This is a genomic window from Bradyrhizobium genomosp. I (2014) (genome assembly GCF_000261685.1).
Lineage (GTDB): Bacteria > Pseudomonadota > Alphaproteobacteria > Rhizobiales > Xanthobacteraceae > Bradyrhizobium.
The window spans coordinates 25,504-43,669 of record NZ_AJQE01000203.1 but is presented as its reverse complement, the minus strand read 5'-3'; the positions used below and the strand labels follow the sequence as shown (position 1 = coordinate 43,669).

The window sequence follows — 18,166 nt, the reverse complement described above, 5'->3', positions numbered from 1 at the left end:
CCCGGGCCAGCCGGGCGGGGCATTGCGGATCGGCTCAGTCGCCGTTGCGACGGTTGGGGCGAGACCAGATCAGGCTGAAGCCCTCGCCCTCTTCATCGGCGAAGAGGTTGGCGAAGATCGGGGCGGTGAAGCTCGGATCGTCGAGCTTGAGGCCGAGATAATCGCGGCCTTCGTTGGAGCGCTTGGACCAGGCGGCCCCGATCTCGACCCGGCCGACATAGATCCGGTGGCTGGGGGCGTTGTCGCCCGAGCGGCTGGTTTCGGGGACGATGCGGACGTTCCTCGCCTGGAGCGAGAGAGTGACGATCTCGCCGTTGAACTCGTTGTTGCCGGTCTTCTTGAAGGTGCCGATGGTCGCCATGGTAGTTCTCCTTGATCTCTGTTTTCGAGCCCGCACCTTGCGGCCTCGATGGTGATCGACAGGCCGGAGGCGATCGACGGCGCACCCCGAAGGGGCTGGACAGCAAAGGAGGAACTTTCTTGTCTCGCGCGAGGAATGGCGGCGCAGCCGGCAGGGGAAGAAAGTTGTGACGCCGCTGTTGCGCCAAAGGCGGTCGAGGCTTCAGCCGTCCTTCGGCCAGATCCATCCATCGAAGAGGCCGTTGGTGCGCTCGATCCAAACAGAGCTGACATCAAGGAGAACGTGGCGATTTGGGAGCCCACCGAGAGAGCTGGCCCAACGAATCCAATGCTGCTTAGCCCTCTGTAATCGAGACGGACGGATCTCCGCTTCCGCGATCGCGCGTCGGCAGCACGCCCCATTCACGAGAGCGGCTGGCCGTAGTTGTGATCCGTCACCGTTTGGTCGATGCCGCACAACGACTGCCACGAAACTGCCACTCTGCGATGATCGGTCGTGTCTCGATGCTTGGCCGCTCTGTGTGAAGCTCACAGACTAGAATGCGAGCACGCTGGATGTCTGATCGAGTCAGCCCCTTCCAATGGACGCTGCCGGCTTGCGCCAGGCCTTCCCGCCCCTACAGGGGTTACGACAATTCGCCGCGCGGACCCAGAGGAGGATCTCGCGCAAATGATGACCGCTAAGAGCTCGAGTGAGAAGAGAACCGGATGAGCGACAAAAGCGATCTTGAAAACAGAGCCATCGAAGCGATATGGAACTATCGTGAGGCCTTCGCCGTGGTCGGCCGCCTGGAGCGAAAAGAACGTTCCGCGCATCGAGCGGTGACCAGGATACTGCCTGAATTGGGGCGCGCCTTACGCAGCCAAGACACGCGGTGTCTTAAGAATAGCATTAAGATCGGCTCGGCAGCTGTCTCGCGGCAGAACGAAGCGTGGGCCAACCTAACTGAGGCGACCGCACGTTTGGATTCAGCCCACTCGACTTTGGCCGCCCTCGAGCGCCAACTAGGATATCTTCCAAAGGTCTCAAAACCACGAGATTCAGGCTAGCTCAAAGTATGCCAGGACGTCGAGCTGCGCCTTATCCTAGGCGGAGATTTTCTGCGGCTTGTTTGCCGCTGCGGTTCATCACCAGCTCGTAGCTGACCTTCGCGCCTTCAACAAGCGAGGTATAGCCGGCCTTCTCTACCGCCGAGATGTGCACGAAAACATCGTTGCCACCGTCGTCCGGCGCAATGAACCCATAGCCTTTGGTCGGGTTGAACCACTTAACAGTCCCTAACGCCACGTCATTTGCTCCAAAAAGAAAAAACACCTTCCCATCTAAATCATTGAACGAGCCGATCGCAAGTCTCCGCGCGAAAGCGGCTCGATGGGATCCGTTGTCCCGCCCGTTCGTAGGTCTTGGACAGAAGAAATAGAGTGCCCCACTCGATGAAATGAACGAGCACGCTGAAATCGGCCGGCATTCAAGAACGACGAGGCGAAGGTCACATTTTCTTCGAGAACTCCGTGCTAACTGTCGCCTGCTTGTCGCGGCCGGATGTACGTCGTGGCATCACGGGAGCCCCGGCTTTCATGCCGGGGTTTTTCGTTTCCGGCGCGAGAAGCAGCTTGACCGGATAGGCTCGTCAAATGGCGCAGCCCACTGCGACAATTCGACTTGGATGCGTAAGAATCATCCGGAGCGGCACAGAGCGAAAAGCCGAATAGCAGGCAGATATGGCGCAGAATATCTACGACAATCCCGATTTCTTCGCTGGCTACAGCCAATTGCCCCGGCAGGTGCATGGGCTGGACGGCGCTCCTGAATGGCCGGCGATCCGGGCCATGCTGCCCGATTTGGTCGGGAAACGTGTCGTTGATCTCGGATGTGGCTTCGGCTGGGCCTCGCGCTGGATGCGCGAGCAGGGCGCGGCCTCGGTTCTGGGTCTCGATCTGTCGCAGAACATGATCGAGCGTGCCAGGGCGGACACAGCGGATACGGCCATTGAGTATCGCATCGCCGATCTCGACACACTGGACCTCCCTGAGGCGGCTTTCGACCTCGCCTACAGCGCACTGACCTTTCACTATGTTCAGGACTTTGGCCGTCTCGTACATGTGATCCGCAAAACGCTCGTTCCTGACGGGCATTTCGTCTTTACGATTGAGCATCCGATCTTCATGGCCGCGGCACATCCGCACTGGATTTCCGATGAGGAGGGCCGCAAAACCTGGCCGGTCAATCGATATTCCGTCGAGGGCGAACGTCGGACGGACTGGTTTGCCAAGGGCGTTCTGAAATACCACAGGACACTTGGCACTACCTTGAATACGCTGATCGGCGCAGGCCTTCAAATTCGGCGGATCGAGGAGTTTGCCCCAACACGCGAGCAGATCCAGCAGATGCCGCAATTGGCCGAAGAACTCGAACGCCCCATGATGCTGATTGTATCTGCGTCCACATCGATCGGCGGTAAGCTTCGAAGCCTTCGTGATATCCGGCCGGATTAGGTTCCTGCCGGGCCCGCCCCGGTATTGATATCAGCCCGGCGTCAAGCGCTATCTTGCCGGCCCGTCTGCGGCCATGCCGGTGAAGCGAGCCAAGGCCGTGATGCTGACCGCAACGGCCCCGGCGATCGCGAAGACCGTTTGCCAGGTGGGCGAAGACATCGCCATCTGGGCGATTCCATGCGTCGCGCTGTAACCGGCGACGGTCGCGGGCGCGACATAGAGGATGATGATTAAGAGCCGCAGCCAAGCCCATGTCACGAGGGCGAGCGCGAGTTGGCCGATGCCGAAGGTTACGGCGCCAGCCGCGAACGCAACCGCGATTCCGCCCAGAGCGCCAGCCCCTGTGTGGAAGGCCCGAAGACCAATCGTCACGCCGGCGAAGACGGGCACCGCGAAGACCGCAAGCGTGAAGAGTAGCCAGGCGAAGAAGCCTATGGCGAGGAAAATAAGCAGTGGTCCCAAGGCAATCATGGTGGTGGGCTCCGTGAGATAGGGGTCTGACGGTCGCGCCTTCCACCACCACCACGGCGCAAACGCAGTATAGCAGCAAATGCCAGCGACCGGAATCGTCACAAATCCGGTTGCGGGCGAATGACAAAATGACCATATTGAGCGTCAGGAGCCGATCGCCCGGGCTGCAAGCGACCCAAAAGGCGGCATCTCGATTTCCCAATCGAACACCCGAACGGCAACCATTCTGCCGGCGCGCGGTGGTCATGAAGCGCTTGTGACTGCCACTAAGACGCCGGTGTGAAATGGATTTGCCATGTCTACCATCCAAAAGAAGTGCGCAGACTTTCTGCGTATGACCTTCAACGATCTGGCCGGCGGCAAGCTCGGATCAGGTCACGCCCACGAGATCGTGGCTGCGTATTTCGGCTATGGTACCGCGGCGGCTCTAAGGGCCGAGCCGAAGTATCAGCTTGCGGCTTTGGATAAAGCCGCGATCCTGATGCCTGATCTGCGCTTGATGGATCAGCGCGTGCAGCACCTCAATGGTCTCCCTGCAGGTCTACCCAATGTTGACGAGCTGGCTTCGCTGCTCTCGAGCTTTCTTAACGCAAACGGCTACTTTTCAGGTGAGGTTTGGTACACCCGAGATCTCGAGGAGTATATCGATGTATCCTTCATTCAAGAAGATCCCATGATGATCGAGGACGCTCTCTCGGGTGAGATGGCTATGACGAATGCTTTTTTTGACGAGCTTTACATAGACAAAGTAAGCCTAGACGTCGGAGACGATGTGCTCGTGGCAAATGTCTCAGGTTCTCTCAATGGAGAGAACGATCCGGATAAGCCGTTCCACGGGGATTCGATCGCTTTCACGACGATGATAACATTTGAGCGTGTGGCCGGTCGAACCGGCTATATGCGGCCGGAGCTGGAGACGTCGGGCGCCATTGATGACTCACATTACTATGATCAGGACGCCTGAGGGCAGCTAGGCATTTCATGGCACGATTGGGCTCTCATTTCGTCTGTCGTTCTGCACGACAAGGTACGGCGGCGCTCACGAGCCGCCGTACCTCCAGACCGGGATGCCTAGCTTCTTCGCTTTGTCAGCGAGATTGTCTTGGATGCCGGTGCCAGGAAAGTGCATCACGCCGATGGGTAGCGTCTCCAGCATCGCATCGTTGCGTTTGAACGGCGCGGCCTTGGCGTGCTTTGTCCAGTCGGGCTTGAAGGCGATCTGCGGGACCTTGCGATTGTCGGCCCACTTGGCGGCAATCAGCTCGGCGCCCTTGGGCGATCCGCCGTGCAGCAGCACCATGTCCGGGTGCTTGGCGTGCACCTGGTCGAGCTTAGCCCAAATTAGCCGGTAGTCGTTGAAGTCGAGTCCACCGGTGAGCGCGACTTTCGGTCCGCGTGGCATGAGCACCTGATTTTCGGCGCGCTTCTTCGCGGCCAGGAAATCGCGGCTGTCGATCATCGCTGACGTCAGATTGCGGTGGTTGACCTTCGATCCGTTGCGCGGCCGCCATGCGGAATGGGCGTGGCGTTCGAACTCGTCGGCGGCCTGGTCGCGCATCAGCTCGAAGGCGTTGCGTCGCTCGATCAGCGTTTGCCCTTCTGCCGTCAGACGCTCCAGCTCGACGGATTTGATTTCGCTGCCGTCCTGCTCCCGCTGCGAGCGCTGCTGGGCCAGCTCGTTATCGTCGAGCTCGCGCTCGATCCTGTCGATCGCACGATGGAAGACGTTTACCATCGACCAGAGCAGGTCGTCGAGGTCGGGCTCAAGACGGGTATCGGACAGCGCCACCACCAGGGCATCGAAGATGTCGGCGACGCTGCCGGCGAGGATTCGCGCTTCAGGAAGCCCCCGGGGATCGGGATCATCGTGGAAGGGACGGTAGCCATGGAGCTGGAGTTCCTGGAGGACCTGGTCGGTCGGGGATGAGCTGTGGTGCGGCTCGAAATCGTTGTCGTGGTCGGCGGTCATTGCGGTTTTCCCTCGTCGGATCGACCGCGCCCATCGCGGCCTTCATGGCGACGAAAGCGGCAGGCGGAACGGACTTGCACCCGCAGCGCAGCGGAGGGCCGGAGCCTTGGCGGAGGACCGAAGGGGGCCGACTATTTTGTCTCGCGATGTAAAGGCGGCTCTGCCGCCGACGGAAAATAGTCGGCCCACGAGGTTGCCGGTCCGGGCCGCCTGCCGCCCGATCGCCCTCTCAGAAGGCCGTGGGGCAGTCCTCTGGCGCCGAGGGGAAACACGTTCACCGACCGTGCGGTAACGAAGCGGCCGCGTCGCCCCTCATCCCGTTTCGGCTATGCCGCCAGCTCCATAAAGCGCGCGACGTCCTGCGCCGCGATCTGTACGCGGCTTGCGGCCCGAAGGGCGTCAAATCCGAGCAGGCGAAGATCCTCGTTGAAGTCGCCAAGCTGTGGCGAGATCACGATTGCCTCGATGCCGGCCTCCTGCGCCCGATCCATCAAGGTCGCCATGGCGCCGTCACCGGCAGGATCGTCGTCCCGGGCGATGTAGAGCCGGCGGAGCGTATCCGGAAGAAGGACGGCGGAGAGATGCGCTGCCGAGAGAGCTGCGACCATCGGCATGGTCGGCAGGGCGCAGCGGAGCGACAGCATCGTCTCGATGCCCTCACCGGCCGCCATGACTTCACCAGCGACGCCAAATCGAACAGCGTGACCAAGCAGGTCGCCCATCGCCCGCTTTGGCGTGTCGATTGGCGCCTTGCCCAGCGTCGCCTCGCTGAAACCATGCGGGTCGAGCCAGGTGCGGTGTACGCCAGCCAGCTCGCCGGACAGATCGGTGACGGCGGCGATCATCGCCGGCCAGGTCTCGGTCGGGCTGTGGTCGTCGGGCCGGTAGTAGCAACGTGGGTGAAAGCGCAGGCTTCCGGTTTCGTGCAAAGACGTAATGCCGCGATTGCGGAGATACGCTTCTATGAGTGTGCGTTCGATCGGCTGCGACATGGCAAAGAGCCGACGAGCGGCCTCCGGCGATCCTCGTGCCGCGCTGGAATTGCGGAGCCGCGGCTGATTGGGCTCGGGCTCTGGATGCGGCAAGCTGAGAAACAAGCGCGCCTCGTCGAGGACGTTCTTGAAGTCGACCAGGCGGCAACTCTCGCGAATGACATCGAGCAAATCGCCATGTTCCCCGGTGGCGGCATCGGTCCATTTGCCGGCGGCTCCCTTCGCCGACTGCTTGAGCCGCACGAACATTGAGCGGCCAGGCGTATTGCGGACGTCGCCGACGAGCCAATAGCTACCTTCCCGTCGTCCGGCAGAGAGGTAGTGACGGCACACGGACTCAGCCTGCCGGCCGAGACGCCGTGCGAGATCGTGTGCGTTATCGGCCATCGTCATCCCCAAAAAGAAAAGGTCCGCCGTCGCCAGCGGACCTTGTTGTTGCTCTCGACGGCTTATTCGGCTGCCATAATCTGCTCACCGGCTCGCTGATTGTGGGCGGTCCGCTCTTCTTCGTCTTCCAGTTTGTTTTCGCTAGGCTGCTCTGGAGTTTCCTCGACTATAGATTCGACCGCCGGTTCGTCGCCAATGGCTCGGCCCAGCGTGCGAAGCGGTTCGGGCAGCCAGGCCGTGTCGGTGAGCAAGGTCTGCGCCTCGGCAGCCATGTCACCCTTCTTCAGATGCTCGATCCGATCGGCGGCGCGCTGCCCTTTTGCCTCCACCACGGCCTGGAGGATTCGCGTCTTCGTCACCCGACCGAAGAAGTTGTCTACGGTCGGTTTCCACCCCGCCGCAGCCATGTCGAGATCGACAGCCCGGGCGAGACGGTCGGCGTGAGCGAGCGCACGCGGCCGCCGATTCCAGGGTTCATGCACGGCGTTGACCGACAGGCTGACGACATGGGCAAAGAGCATCGCCTGGCTGTCGCCGTCCCACGCCTGAAGTGCGTCCCAGAGGTCGGCCGATTCCTTCGGCAAAGCCTTCGCCCAGCGCTCGTGCCGAGCGCGGATCGCCTCGGCTAAGGCGCTGTCGTTCAGGCCGAGCGCCTGGGCGCCGAAACTCACGCTCTTCAGATCCAGCTCCAGGCAGCTATCCGAGCCGTAGTGGTAGAAGGTCTTCAATGTCAGAGCATGCAGGGCCGCATGAAAGGCGACCTGCGGCTGCTCACCGAGGGCATGACGCAGGCCGAGTGTCCGATGGGTGGTGAGCTCGGTCATCAGCCGGTCGGAGATGGGCGAAAGGCCCTCGTCCTCCTCCTGCTCGGCGCCGGGCTCGACCGACACGTTGCGCTCGCCGCCTTCGTAGCTCGCGGCCTTGGCCCGTTCGGCCTCACCATCTTCTTCAGCAAGACCGGGCTCCGGCTCCGCCGACGGTTCGTCTTCGGGCCGGACGTAGCCGCGCTCAACACGAAGCTCGCCTTCAGCGCCAATGCTGACGAAGACGCCTGCGCGCACGATCTCGGCCGGGTCGAAAACAACCGGCCGGCTCTCGAGCCCCTCCAAAGCTGTTTCCAGCTCGGACAACCGTTCGTCGACCTCGTCGGGCAGTTCATCGGCGTCCGCGTGTTTCTCAGACAGCTGATCGAACTCTGCTTGCAAGGCGTTGCGGGCCGCTTCCTCCTCGGCAGTGAGGGTGACGATCTCGCCGCGAAGTTGTCGCAGACCGAAAGCGTGGCCGTAAGCGAAATCGGGGGCGACCTCGGTCCACTTCCAACCCTCGGCGGCAATCGTCTCGGATTCCGCCTTCAGCTTGTCGGCCACCATCTGGTCGACGAGCGCGACATCCTGCATCCAGCCGCCATCGTCGCCCTGAAACAGATCTCGCAGCACCGTGCCACCGGCGGCAGTATAGGCGTCAACCCCGATGAACAGCGCCCGCTTGTCGGAAGCGCGGACCGCGCCTTCTGTCAGCATGCGGCGGATGACGTAGGGCTGCTTGTCGTGGGACGCCTTCAGCCGCTCGAACACAACTTCCTGACGCTCGTGGTCGCCAGATACAGCGAAGGCCATGAGCTGGTCGAGCGTCATGCCGTCCTCCGCATAGACGTCGAGCAGCGTCGGCGAAACCGACGCGAGCTTGAGGCGTTGCTTGACGACGTTGACGGAGACGAAGAAGGCGGCAGCGATCTCCTCCTCCGACTGGCCCTTTTCGCGCAGCGCCAGGAATGCCCGGAACTGGTCGAGCGGATGAAGCGGAGCGCGCTGGACGTTCTCGGCGAGCGAGTCTTCCTCAGCGATGCCGCTATCGCGGACGACGCAGGGCACCGGGGCGGTCTTGGCGAGGCGCTTCTGCTTGACGAGCAGCTCCAGCGCGCGGTAGCGCCGGCCGCCAGCCGGGATCTCGAACACGCCGGTCTCGGCGCCGACCTGGTCGACGACGGGCCGGACACTGAGGCCCTGCAGAAGGCCCCGGCGGGCGATGTCCTCTGCTAGCTCCTCGATCGAGACGCCGGCCTTCACGCGCCGGACGTTCGACTGACTCAGCACGAGCCTGTTGAAGGGGATATCGCGCGAGGGCGAAAGGGTGATCTTGCGAACGGTAGTCGCCATGGGATGATACTCCGCGACGGGCGCCGAGAGCCTCTCTCTCGACATCAACTCGTCACGAAGCGCAGCGCCGCCCTCTCACTTTGGAGGGCGGCGTCGCAAAGCCAACGAACAGGAAAGACGGAAAGCCTCGGAACCGGAAAAGCACCGTTCCGTATCTCCGGTTGTCCGGGAATCAGGCCGCGCGGTCGAGCAGCTTCTTCGCCCGTGCCTCCATGTCGAGTCGTGCGTCCTGATGAGTCTTGTCGCGCGCGACGGCTGTGATGCCCTGGACGAAATCAAACACGCTCTCGGGCTTCCGGCCTTCCTCGGACAGAACTGTGTCGATGATCTTCGCCGTCTCGGTCTTGGAGAAGCCGCCCTTGCGCAGAAACTCGCTGCGGTCCTCGTCGGTCCGGGCGACGATCCGCTCCCGCGCCGATTTGATGCCGTTGACGAAGGGCATCGGCGAAGAGTTCGCGAAGCGTGTCAGCGCCGGCGCCGCCTCATGGGCGAAGCGCGTCGCGGCGTATTTCGAATGGCGGATGGTGATCTCCTCGAAATCCTGAACACCCCACAAATTCCGATTCTGACAGACGGCGCGAAGATAGAAGCTCGCTATGCCGAGCGTCTTCGCGCCCACCTCGGAATTCCAGCAGTAGAAGCCGCGGAAGTAGAGGTCCGGCAAGCCGTCGGGCAGCCGGCCGGCCTCGATCGGATTGAGGTCGTCGACCAGAAACAGGAAGACATCGCGATCGGAGGCGTAGAGCGTCGTCGTATCCTGGGTGATGTCGACGCGCGGGTTGTAAACGCCAGTCGACCAATCAAGCACGCCTGGGACCTTCCAGCGCGTGTCACCCGTGCCATTGCCGGCGATGCGCTGAACAGCTGCCACGAGTTCGTGGTCAAATATACGCCCATATTCCGGACCCGTCGCGGCGCGAAGCTCGAGGCGACTGCCCTGCACCTCAAGCGTTTTTATCTGCTCGGCTCGATGAAAGCTGAGGCCGAACTGCAGGTTGATGCCAGCGAGCGGTGCCGGAAGCTGACGGAGGTAAGCCGCCGGCGCTCCGACCAAGCTGGCAAGTTGACCGAAGCTCCAATGAGTCGGCGCGATCGGCGCGTCGCAACCGGGTAGCATCAGCGTCAGGCGCTCGGCATCGTCGCGGTTGGCCTCCACTCGGATCGCGGTGCTCTCGACCGTTCGGGTCCGGCTGCGCTCGCTCCGGCTGCGCACGGCGGAGTAGAGATCCGACAAGGACAGATAGCGTTCGTCCGCCGGCCGCGAGAACCATTCGGATGAAACGCGGCCGATGCGCTCGCCGCGACTCACATCCACCTTGTAGCCGCCGGCGCAGTCGTGGGCAGCGATCAAAACTTCTGCTTGGGTCATGGGACAATCTCCATGACGGGCGCCGGAGGCCTCTCCTCCGATCATCAACCCGTCACGGCGAAGCCGATCCGTCCTCTCACTCTAATGGGGGCGTTGCGGGGTCTCCCCGCAGAAGGGGGTGCGTCGGCGACCGCGGCGCCGACCAGGGGGAAGGCTTTCCCCTCAAAGGCGCACCGCCGGAATTCGCCATATCATCGGAGCAACAGGCTGCGTAACCCGATGGACCAGCTCGGAAAGTTAGTGCGCGCGCAAACAAGGGGAACTGAACATCGGAGCCAACTGGCGGGTGCTTTCGCCATTTTCATACGACAGCTTGACTTGACGTCCCACACACCGGCAGAACGATCCTCCACAGACCACAACGTCAGCGATTGAAACGAAAATGACGTTCGATATCAGGGGCAGCATCAAGAATACGAAGATCAGCTCGAACCTGTATGTCGTTTTTGAGGAACCGATCTCAAATGCGACCGACTCATTCCTTATCCGCAAGCACGAAGACGCCTCTGAAACGGACATGCTGGTTGAAATCGACGTCTAATTTATTCGAGCTGACATGCTCGACGACCGAGAGTCCATGATCGTTTCCTGCAAAGACAACGGATACGGGTTGGGAGACGATCAGCTCAAGGCATTTCTAACCAAAGACACTTCCTACAAGGACGACCTTCCGATCTTCGCGATTGGTCAGTGTACCTGCGGCCGAGAGCCGCAAGTATTTTTGCTACGCTCCGTTACGCTATCTTGCGGCTATCAACGCAGGCTGACGCGTTAACTCGCTCGCGTTTGACGCGAGCTATGCGGGGTCATCGAGAATATCGTTTTCTTCCGTCATTCTGGGTGCCAACATCTCAGTCATCTCGACCGTGACGTTTCGTGCGGCGGAGTGATGGAGAAGACGAATGACGGAGTCCAAATTCCTGACACCGGAGGAAGTGTCTGCACGATACCGTGGCGAGGTCTCCGTGGGTACGCTGCGGAATTGGCGCGCAATGCGAACTGGGCCTGCATACATCAAGATCGGCAAAGCCGTCTTATACCCGGTGGACGAGCTTGACGCATGGGATCGGGGAAATCTGGTGATTTGTAGTGCGTCGAAAGAACTGAACGTGAGCTAGCTTGAGAAAAACAAAATCGCGCTCTAATATGATGACTCAATCCGCTGGCACGCTCGAGACAACGACTCGGTTGCTGTGCTCGGAATGATAGGGAGCTAAAATCGCGAACCGCGCTGCGTTTCCCCTGTTCAGCGGTGCACCGTCAGACCACCGCTTTCATCATAAGTCGGCTCAACACTGACGCCATGTCCTCGCGGCACTCCGTCCGTGACCAAATACTCAGCGCAGAGAAGGCGACGTTGAGTTGAGCGCTCCGAACCGGTCGGTTCAGGCAATCAGCCGTGTCCGATAGGCCTCAAGCCGCGCCAGTCGATCCTGCAGATACGTGCGATATTGGATCAGAAGATCATCTGGACTGGCGAACTCGCCAAGCACCCTTTCCGTCTCTGCCATCGCCTGATCGATGGTGAGGCAGCCCGAACCGTCGCCTGTCATCTGATCGGTCAAGTAGCGCTCGACCTCCAATCGAGTAGGTTCGGGGAGAACCGAGCGCGCTTCGAAATAGATCAACCGGAGCCCGAACCAGCGCAGTCGCTCGTCCTCCATGCCCTGGACGATCGCGAGGCGGTCCTCCCATCGCGCATCGTGGAACGCGGCAATGCGTGCCTCATCAGCAGGACCGGGAAAGCCGCTATAGATGCGCTCTTCGAGGTGCGGAGATAATGCGTAGGGCTCGCGCGCAGCCATGTAAGCAGCCACAAGCCGCGCGCACAGACCAGTGTCCGCCTTCATGAGACAGGCCCGGTCTCCGGTGGCGCCCATCGAACCGCCATCCAGCATATGCTCGGGAGCGTCGTAGAACGCCGTCAGCGTGGGCGCGGCATTGATCCTGAAGCGACGAATCGGACTTGGCTTCTGCGTCAGATGAACTTGCAGTTCGAGATCGCTCATCGCGGCAAGCCGGCCCATGTCTTCGTTGAGACTCAAGCAAAGCCGGCCATTGGCCTGATCGGGATCCCTGCCGATGCAGACGACCGACGTATGATAAGCTTGGCCGCCGAAAAACTCGGTCAACACGAAGCCGTCTTCGACCTCAATGAAATCCGCGACGGTCGCTTTGTTCGAGAAGCGCACGAAGCGCTGCCACAACTCCGGAGACCTTCGATAGACCAATCGGCTCAGTTCGAGCGTCGCAAGCACATCGGACATCGCGTCGTGTGCCCGAGCATGTGCGACGCCATTTGCCGCCGCCAACTGTTGCAAGCGAAATGTCCGCCGCCCTTCTTCGCTGACCGGCACAACTAGTTGCGCAGGCGACACGGCATCGGCGGCCATCACCAGACTGAGCGCATCGGCGCGGCAGTTTCGATGATTACTTGTCAGATATGCCGGATATAGGCACTGGAAGAGGGCGTGGCGCAGCATCTCCTCGTCGAAGCGGATGGAGTTGAAGCCGACGAAAACCGCAGGGCTCCAGGAAATCAAGGTCCGGCGAATATCTCCTACCATGGTGTAGTGCGACGGCAGGCTGGAATCAGTCAACGACTCGATCGGCAATCCGTTCGTCCGAAGCGCCGAAGGATGGGGAAGCACATGTGGCTGAAGGCGCGAGCGCGTCTCGAACCGAGCCACCTCGTTCAGGTTTTCATCGGTGCGAACAGCGGCGAAGTGGAGAATCTGATCGAAGCCACGCTTAAGCCCCGTCGTCTCGGTGTCGAAAAAGACGAAGCTCATGGGTGTGCTACCAACGAGTCAACCGGAAACGCATCGCCGCCGGGCTTACCCTAAACCGGCGCGCGAGACCCTCAATCGCTGCCTCGTCCTCGAGATCCACACCACCGCCTTCCAAGACGGCGGCTAAGAGGTCGCCGGGGATCAACAGCTCTGAGGCGAAGGCGTTGGCTTCGATCTCTATCGGTTCGGTTCCGAGCGCTGAGATATCATCTCGGAAGAGAACGCGTATCCCCTTGTCGACGTGAACGGCTTGTCTGATGTCTTCGTCGTGCAGCACATGATGGGCGAGTTCATGGGCGGCGGAAAAACGCTGGCGGTTGGGATGATGTAGCGCATTGACGCCGATGATGCCGATGCCGTCCTTGATATAGGCCATGCCCGAAAGATCCTCCTCCAGCGGTGCGTACTGAAGGACGATCTTGCGCGATTTAATGATGCGTTCGACAGGGACGGGCGGCGCTGAAACGCCGAACTCCCGAAGGATCGAGCGCGCAGCTTCGCGCGCTCGACCTGGATCAGCGTCCCTCACGATCCGACCTTAGAGCCGCGGCGTGGCGCGAGCGCGCTGCTGATCAAATCAGCGACCTGGGCGCCCGCGTTCTCGGACAGCGACTCCTTCGAAAGCTTCTCATTGACCAGCGTCATCTTCAATTCCTCCCCGATGGACTTATGCGGCATTGGCGGCAGCAGGTCGGCGACCTTCGCGAAATCAAGCGCGGTGGCGAGGGCATAGACATGGTGCAGCAATATGTTCTGCCGGCCGCTCTCGATGTTGGCGATCGACGCGCGAGACATCTTAACTTTGCTCGCCAACTGGGCCTGGGTCAGCGAAAGAGCCTTGCGCCGCGTCGAGACCGCGTTGCCGAACGCTATATAGACCGGATTGCCCGCCATCGCCGATGTTTGCGCTGCTTCGGGCATAATGTCAATCCCGCAAACATTATGTGCTTATTACAAACTTACTAGTGTGATCATTACTTGACATATTGGCCAATCTCAGGAATCCATATCCCGCCGGAGAGCGCGACGCTCACCGACGAGGCGAAGGAACCGAGATGTCGAAGCGCATTCATGTCGTGCCGCACGAATCAGGTTGGGCAACCCGACGTGAGGGGGCGTTGCGGGTGGGGTCCACCCATCACACCCAAGCCGAGGCGACGGAGGCGGCGCGTAGCACTGCGCTTCGCGAGCACGGCGAAGTCGTCATCCACCGTCCCGATGGCCGCATTCGCGACGCCAACTCCTACGGAAACGATCCCTTCCCGCCGAAAGGATAACCCAACGGATCGCTCACCAGGGCGATCCGGTCGGATCGGCGCGCGGAGGTCATTCAAAGAAGAGGACCAATATCGATGTCGAATTTTCCGTCCCTGCGCCGCGATGATCGGCCTGATGATCCCTTTGCCGACCCGCTGGACGCGGTACTCGCCGAGCTTGCCATCAATATTCAGCTTCCGCCCGGCCTGCATGCCAAGGCGGTCGAGCGATATGAGGCGGTCCGACGCTACATCGAACGACCCGGTAGTCCGCTCGAAGGCAGGGTCGCCTGCTTCTATCCCCAGGGCTCCATGGCAATCGACGCAACCACGTCGACCCGCGGCACGGACGACGAGTACGATCTCGATATCGTCGCCGAGATCGAAGGCCCCGACCTCGGTCCCGAGGCGCTGCTGGATGACCTGGAAGCCGCACTCGAGAGCTACCCGGTAAGCAAGGTCGTGCGCCAAACTCGGTGCATCACGCTCTACTACGCCGACGGCATGCATCTTGACATTACGCCGTCGCGGCGGCGGGCGCCGAAGGAGAAGGAAGGCGAGATCCCGCATGCGAAGAAGGGGACTCGCAGCGACCCGGCGCGCTATGTGCCGATGAACTCATATGCCTTCGGGAAGTGGTATTGCGCCCGAACGCCTACCGAGGAGCGGTTCGCGCTGGCGCTGAATCGTCAGCTGTACGAACAGGCCGGAATCGCCTTCGCCGCAGCGGACGTCGAGGACGTTCCGCCGCAAACGCCGCTCATCATCAAGAGCGTGACGACGGTCGCGCTGCAGCTAATCAAGCGGCACCGCAACATCGCCTACGCGACCGAGACGGGCCGGATCCCGCCATCGGTGATGTTGTCGTGCCATGCCGGCCATGCCGCCCGTCCGGGCATGAGGCTTGCGGAAATGCTGATCCGGCAGGCGCGCTGGACGGCCCGCGCGATCGACGACGCCGCGAAGCGCGGCCAGCTCCTGGTCGTGCCCAACCCCGAATTTCCGGTCGAGCGTTTCACCGACCGTTGGCCAGAATCTCAGCTGCAACAGACAACCTATTCTCGCCACCTGCACACCCTCGCTAACGGGCTCGAAGCCGCCCGCACCGGCGACGTGCAGCTGGAGGACTTGCAGGAGTGGTTGCGCGGGCAGTTCGGGGACCGGGTCGTCACGCGTTCTGTCAAAGCTTTCAACCAGCGGCTCGGGCGCCAAGTTCAATCACGGCAGCATGGTTATACGCGCTCCGGCGGCCTGTTCGTTCCCGCCGCGCCGGCGATCATCGGCGCGGCGACCAGCCTGGCGCCAGTCGCGGCTCGCGCACACACCAACATGGGAGAGCGCCGATAAGTGGTGATGACGGTCGACGCCCAGATCACTGACATGGCTTCCTTGTGGCCGAACTTGAAACTCATCGGCCGCCACGGCGCAATCGCGGCGTGGCAGGGCCCTCTCCGGCCTTTGCTTCAGACGTTTCAGGTCGAGATCACTTATCGAGCGCCGCTGGTGATCGAACGGCTCGACGTGCGCATTCTCCAGCCACGCGTCAAAGTCTTGTCACCGCCGTTACGGCACCGTCCGGGCGACCCGGAGGGTAGGCTCCCTCACGTGTACTACGGTTCGGATGGCGAAGTGACGCTATGCATGCTCGATCCCGATTCCGACGATTGGTCGCCGTTCGACAGCCTCTCGCAGACAACTGTGCCCTGGGTGATCGAGTGGCTTGCCGCTTACGAGGGCTGGCGCGCAACGGGTCAATGGACAGCGAGCGGCCGCCACGTCGTAGCAGGTGGCGTCGGTGTCTAAGAGCAGCATTCCGCAAAAGGTCCAATCGGCGCTGTGGGCGCGGGCTGCTGGCCGCTGCCAATATCGTGGATGCAATACTGATTTGGTCGGCGACCTGGTGGCCGGGCGGCAAGACGGGATCTTCGGCTTCATCGCACACATCGTGGCTGACGTCGAAGGCGGCCCGCGCGGCGATCCGATCCGGTCGACTCAGCTCGCGCGTAGTCTGGAAAATCTAATGTTGATGTGCGCCCGACATCACAAGCTGATCGATCTTGACGCCGTCGCCGATCATCCGGAATCTGTTCTGCTAACTATGAAAGCCGAGCACGAGGGCCGGATCGCGATCGTTGCCGGCATCGACGAAGACCGGGCATCTCACGTCATCAGGTTTGGGGCGAGCATTTGTGACAACGAGGCGCTTGTATCGACGCAGGCGATCTTTTCGGCGATGCCGCCCGACCGCCACCCAGCCAGCGGCCAGAGGTTGGATCTTGAAATGGTAGGCTGTGCGTTTCGAGACAACGAGCCTGCCTATTGGACGGTCCAGCGCGAGAACCTGAGACGCCAGTTCGAAGCGAAGGTGCGAGGCCGCGTAGAGCGACAGGAGATTAGGCATCTAAGCGTATTCGCACTCGCACCGCAGCCGCTGCTGATCGAGCTTGGCCGGCTGCTCTGCGATATCGTTCCGGCCGTCGTTCATCAAAGGCATCGCGAACCCGCGAGTTGGCGATGGGCGTCCGATGGCCCCCCGATCACATTCCAGGTCACCGAACCGGATATCGGGCTGTCAGGCTCGGTCGCGCTAAAGCTCGGTGTCAGCGCTACCGTGACCGACGCGCGACTCCAGGCGGTTCTCGGCGACGAAGCCGCGATCTGGTCGCTCTGCGCGGATCAACCTCACAACGACGTCTTGCGGCGAGCTGACGATCAGGCCGCATTTCGGCGCGAACTCCGACGGCTCTACGACCGCATCAAGGCTCGGCATGGCGAGGGAACGCTGCTGCATGTTTTTCCCGCGCTTCCCGCCTCCCTGGCGGTCGAGGTCGGCCGCGTCTGGATGCCCAAATCGGATCTTTCCCTCCGGCTCTACGACAACAATCGATCGCACGGGTTCATACGGACCTTCGATATTCCCTAAACCCGATGCGACAAGCGCGCGGACATCTTCCTGTCCGCAATCCTCCTCGCCGCTGCGATTACCTGGTGGATCAATTAAGTCCGGACCCAAGCCCTCTCTCGTAGAGGCATGTATCCGAACGGGAGAAGCCTATTTTTTCAGGAGGCCACCAAGCCACTTTTGAAGGCTGTCACCGTTCATCAATTCGAGACGCGTCGGCAGAAAGGGAGTTATGAACGGATCAGATATTAGCCTTGGCGGAAAGTCCGACGTTGTAGTCAGGATTCCCTTAGAGGCATTCTGCTCCCCGCTGAGTACGCCCAGCAATGCACGAATGTCATCATATGAAACCTCGTTCCTCGGCTTATACGCCTTCACCGATCCTATGATCTTGATGCAACCAACCCCCTTCGAACAGCTATGACATCCCGTCCGTGATCCCCTGAGCGTGGCGTTAATGTCACCTCGTCGAACCCCGCTTTATCGAAGGCACCAGCGACGATCTCTTCCCAACGCGTCGCAGAAAGTGAATACGCTTGGCTCCAATCCGATTGCAGGCTTGCTACAATTTCATACCAAACCGCTGAGTTTGCCTTTATTAGAAATCCCTCTGCCGTTTTACGATCTGCCAGGACGATCTTGTGATCTGGTGTAATGATTCCCGCTACTCGCAACTCCGCTTGCTTATTCCCCTCGGAAAACCGCCGAGCGATAAACGACTCGAACACTGACGGAAGCCTGTCTTCGTAGATCAAGTCAGTAATTTTGATCTTCTCTGGTGGAATTTCCAGATTCCTAAAATCCACTAGTCGTGTGAACTCTAAAAGAATCGGAAACGCTAATTTCTGCGCAATAGGAAACAGCTTAACGGGCATGTAGAATATCAGTTGCTGCGCTAGGCGAACCCTTACCTCTTCCATCTGCTGCAAAGTAAGCATGGCACGCGCTCTTTACTACAACTGCGCATAGGTTAGCAGTCAGCCGGCTGTCGGGCCTTAACAGCCGGAATAGCCAAA

General features: G+C 60.9%; 21 protein-coding genes. 9 read left to right on the top strand and 12 right to left on the bottom strand.

The genetic code is table 11. From position 1 onward, the window contains the following. Positions 1-34: 34 nt before the first annotated feature. Entirely contained in the window at positions 35-361 is a 327-nt protein-coding gene (locus tag IC50_RS19630) for a DUF736 domain-containing protein (protein WP_011084751.1), read from the bottom strand. A gap of 707 nt (positions 362-1,068) precedes the next feature. On the opposite strand from IC50_RS19630, the gene IC50_RS19620 reads away from it, so the two are divergent. Beyond that, complete coding sequence (locus IC50_RS19620) at positions 1,069-1,410, top strand: hypothetical protein (RefSeq protein ID WP_011082890.1); 342 nt, start codon at positions 1,069-1,071, stop codon at positions 1,408-1,410. Between the two features lie 31 nt (positions 1,411-1,441). Here IC50_RS19620 and IC50_RS19615 read toward each other — a convergent pair whose 3' ends face one another. Beyond that, positions 1,442-1,648 carry a cold-shock protein gene (locus IC50_RS19615; RefSeq protein WP_014490275.1) on the bottom strand — a complete coding sequence of 69 codons (207 nt, stop codon included), beginning with the start codon at positions 1,646-1,648 and terminating at the stop codon, positions 1,442-1,444. A gap of 434 nt (positions 1,649-2,082) precedes the next feature. Here IC50_RS19615 and IC50_RS19610 point away from each other — a divergent pair, with 434 nt between their 5' ends. Next, a complete protein-coding gene (locus tag IC50_RS19610) occupies positions 2,083-2,856 on the top strand; it encodes a class I SAM-dependent methyltransferase (protein ID WP_011082892.1) in 774 nt (257 codons plus the stop codon). Between the two features lie 48 nt (positions 2,857-2,904). Here IC50_RS19610 and IC50_RS19605 read toward each other — a convergent pair whose 3' ends face one another. After that, positions 2,905-3,327 carry a hypothetical protein gene (locus IC50_RS19605; protein WP_014490276.1) on the bottom strand — a complete coding sequence of 141 codons (423 nt, stop codon included), beginning with the start codon at positions 3,325-3,327 and terminating at the stop codon, positions 2,905-2,907. 295 nt (positions 3,328-3,622) lie between these two features. Between IC50_RS19605 and IC50_RS19600 the strand changes: the two genes are divergently transcribed. Then, the gene (locus IC50_RS19600; RefSeq protein WP_011082894.1) at positions 3,623-4,291 is read left to right on the top strand and encodes a hypothetical protein; all 669 of its coding nucleotides are present in this window, start codon (positions 3,623-3,625) and stop codon (positions 4,289-4,291) included. A 75-nt stretch (positions 4,292-4,366) separates the two neighbouring features. On the opposite strand, the gene IC50_RS19595 is transcribed toward IC50_RS19600, so the two are convergent. The 4 genes from IC50_RS19595 to IC50_RS19580 all read right to left on the bottom strand — a co-directional run bounded on the left by IC50_RS19595 (position 4,367) and on the right by IC50_RS19580 (position 10,200). Then, on the bottom strand, positions 4,367-5,296 hold the full coding sequence (locus IC50_RS19595) for a DUF2493 domain-containing protein (RefSeq protein ID WP_011082895.1): 930 nt from the start codon (positions 5,294-5,296) through the stop codon (positions 4,367-4,369). Between the two features lie 326 nt (positions 5,297-5,622). Beyond that, positions 5,623-6,675: a DUF7146 domain-containing protein gene (locus tag IC50_RS19590; RefSeq protein ID WP_014490277.1), complete on the bottom strand. Its 1,053-nt coding sequence runs from the start codon at positions 6,673-6,675 to the stop codon at positions 5,623-5,625. A 62-nt stretch (positions 6,676-6,737) separates the two neighbouring features. After that, positions 6,738-8,831 carry a ParB/RepB/Spo0J family partition protein gene (locus IC50_RS19585; RefSeq protein WP_014490278.1) on the bottom strand — a complete coding sequence of 698 codons (2,094 nt, stop codon included), beginning with the start codon at positions 8,829-8,831 and terminating at the stop codon, positions 6,738-6,740. A gap of 172 nt (positions 8,832-9,003) precedes the next feature. Beyond that, positions 9,004-10,200, bottom strand: coding sequence for a hypothetical protein (locus IC50_RS19580; protein WP_026192137.1), 1,197 nt, complete (start codon positions 10,198-10,200; stop codon positions 9,004-9,006). 382 nt (positions 10,201-10,582) lie between these two features. Between IC50_RS19580 and IC50_RS42515 the strand changes: the two genes are divergently transcribed. Continuing rightward, entirely contained in the window at positions 10,583-10,741 is a 159-nt protein-coding gene (locus IC50_RS42515; protein ID WP_016839828.1) for a hypothetical protein, read from the top strand. Between the two features lie 361 nt (positions 10,742-11,102). Continuing rightward, positions 11,103-11,318 carry a helix-turn-helix transcriptional regulator gene (locus IC50_RS19570; RefSeq protein ID WP_011082899.1) on the top strand — a complete coding sequence of 72 codons (216 nt, stop codon included), beginning with the start codon at positions 11,103-11,105 and terminating at the stop codon, positions 11,316-11,318. Positions 11,319-11,585: 267 nt separating this feature from the next. On the opposite strand, the gene IC50_RS19565 is transcribed toward IC50_RS19570, so the two are convergent. The 3 genes from IC50_RS19565 to IC50_RS19555 are packed head-to-tail and all read right to left on the bottom strand — an operon-like array spanning position 11,586 to position 13,913. After that, positions 11,586-12,992 (bottom strand): exodeoxyribonuclease I, encoded by a 1,407-nt coding sequence (locus IC50_RS19565; RefSeq protein ID WP_011082900.1) that lies wholly within the window; start codon positions 12,990-12,992, stop codon positions 11,586-11,588. A 7-nt stretch (positions 12,993-12,999) separates the two neighbouring features. Next, positions 13,000-13,521 carry an ImmA/IrrE family metallo-endopeptidase gene (locus tag IC50_RS19560; RefSeq protein WP_011082901.1) on the bottom strand — a complete coding sequence of 174 codons (522 nt, stop codon included), beginning with the start codon at positions 13,519-13,521 and terminating at the stop codon, positions 13,000-13,002. Further along, a complete protein-coding gene (locus IC50_RS19555; protein ID WP_011082902.1) occupies positions 13,518-13,913 on the bottom strand; it encodes a helix-turn-helix transcriptional regulator in 396 nt (131 codons plus the stop codon). Before IC50_RS19555 ends, IC50_RS19560 begins: the two co-directional genes overlap by 4 nt. Positions 13,914-14,047: 134 nt before the next feature. Between IC50_RS19555 and IC50_RS19550 the strand changes: the two genes are divergently transcribed. The 4 genes from IC50_RS19550 (at position 14,048) to IC50_RS19535 (ending at position 17,171) form a co-directional block, all read left to right on the top strand. Beyond that, complete coding sequence (locus tag IC50_RS19550) at positions 14,048-14,269, top strand: DUF2188 domain-containing protein (protein ID WP_011082903.1); 222 nt, start codon at positions 14,048-14,050, stop codon at positions 14,267-14,269. Between the two features lie 75 nt (positions 14,270-14,344). Beyond that, entirely contained in the window at positions 14,345-15,595 is a 1,251-nt protein-coding gene (locus tag IC50_RS19545) for a nucleotidyltransferase domain-containing protein (protein WP_011082904.1), read from the top strand. Positions 15,596-15,601: 6 nt separating this feature from the next. Next, complete coding sequence (locus tag IC50_RS19540; RefSeq protein WP_202557271.1) at positions 15,602-16,051, top strand: hypothetical protein; 450 nt, start codon at positions 15,602-15,604, stop codon at positions 16,049-16,051. Further along, complete coding sequence (locus tag IC50_RS19535) at positions 16,035-17,171, top strand: SAVED domain-containing protein (RefSeq protein ID WP_011082906.1); 1,137 nt, start codon at positions 16,035-16,037, stop codon at positions 17,169-17,171. Before IC50_RS19540 ends, IC50_RS19535 begins: the two co-directional genes overlap by 17 nt. A gap of 129 nt (positions 17,172-17,300) precedes the next feature. Here IC50_RS19535 and IC50_RS44050 read toward each other — a convergent pair whose 3' ends face one another. Both IC50_RS44050 and IC50_RS19530 read right to left on the bottom strand, forming a co-directional pair. Next, positions 17,301-17,528: a restriction endonuclease gene (locus IC50_RS44050; RefSeq protein WP_071908403.1), complete on the bottom strand. Its 228-nt coding sequence runs from the start codon at positions 17,526-17,528 to the stop codon at positions 17,301-17,303. Between the two features lie 5 nt (positions 17,529-17,533). Further along, on the bottom strand, positions 17,534-18,088 hold the full coding sequence (locus tag IC50_RS19530) for a restriction endonuclease (RefSeq protein ID WP_011082907.1): 555 nt from the start codon (positions 18,086-18,088) through the stop codon (positions 17,534-17,536). Between the last annotated feature and the right edge of the window lie 78 nt (positions 18,089-18,166).

Coding starts and splice junctions, on each gene's coding strand:
- IC50_RS19630 (WP_011084751.1), bottom strand. CDS start 361: ATGGCGACCATCGGCACCTTCAAGAAGACCGGCAACAACGAGTTCAAC.
- IC50_RS19620 (WP_011082890.1), top strand. CDS start 1,069: ATGAGCGACAAAAGCGATCTTGAAAACAGAGCCATCGAAGCGATATGG.
- IC50_RS19610 (WP_011082892.1), top strand. CDS start 2,083: ATGGCGCAGAATATCTACGACAATCCCGATTTCTTCGCTGGCTACAGC.
- IC50_RS19605 (WP_014490276.1), bottom strand. CDS start 3,327: ATGATTGCCTTGGGACCACTGCTTATTTTCCTCGCCATAGGCTTCTTC.
- IC50_RS19600 (WP_011082894.1), top strand. CDS start 3,623: ATGTCTACCATCCAAAAGAAGTGCGCAGACTTTCTGCGTATGACCTTC.
- IC50_RS19595 (WP_011082895.1), bottom strand. CDS start 5,296: ATGACCGCCGACCACGACAACGATTTCGAGCCGCACCACAGCTCATCC.
- IC50_RS19590 (WP_014490277.1), bottom strand. CDS start 6,675: ATGGCCGATAACGCACACGATCTCGCACGGCGTCTCGGCCGGCAGGCT.
- IC50_RS19585 (WP_014490278.1), bottom strand. CDS start 8,831: ATGGCGACTACCGTTCGCAAGATCACCCTTTCGCCCTCGCGCGATATC.
- IC50_RS19580 (WP_026192137.1), bottom strand. CDS start 10,200: ATGACCCAAGCAGAAGTTTTGATCGCTGCCCACGACTGCGCCGGCGGC.
- IC50_RS42515 (WP_016839828.1), top strand. CDS start 10,583: ATGACGTTCGATATCAGGGGCAGCATCAAGAATACGAAGATCAGCTCG.
- IC50_RS19570 (WP_011082899.1), top strand. CDS start 11,103: ATGACGGAGTCCAAATTCCTGACACCGGAGGAAGTGTCTGCACGATAC.
- IC50_RS19565 (WP_011082900.1), bottom strand. CDS start 12,992: ATGAGCTTCGTCTTTTTCGACACCGAGACGACGGGGCTTAAGCGTGGC.
- IC50_RS19555 (WP_011082902.1), bottom strand. CDS start 13,913: ATGCCCGAAGCAGCGCAAACATCGGCGATGGCGGGCAATCCGGTCTAT.
- IC50_RS19550 (WP_011082903.1), top strand. CDS start 14,048: ATGTCGAAGCGCATTCATGTCGTGCCGCACGAATCAGGTTGGGCAACC.
- IC50_RS19545 (WP_011082904.1), top strand. CDS start 14,345: ATGTCGAATTTTCCGTCCCTGCGCCGCGATGATCGGCCTGATGATCCC.
- IC50_RS19540 (WP_202557271.1), top strand. CDS start 15,602: ATGACGGTCGACGCCCAGATCACTGACATGGCTTCCTTGTGGCCGAAC.
- IC50_RS19530 (WP_011082907.1), bottom strand. CDS start 18,088: ATGCTTACTTTGCAGCAGATGGAAGAGGTAAGGGTTCGCCTAGCGCAG.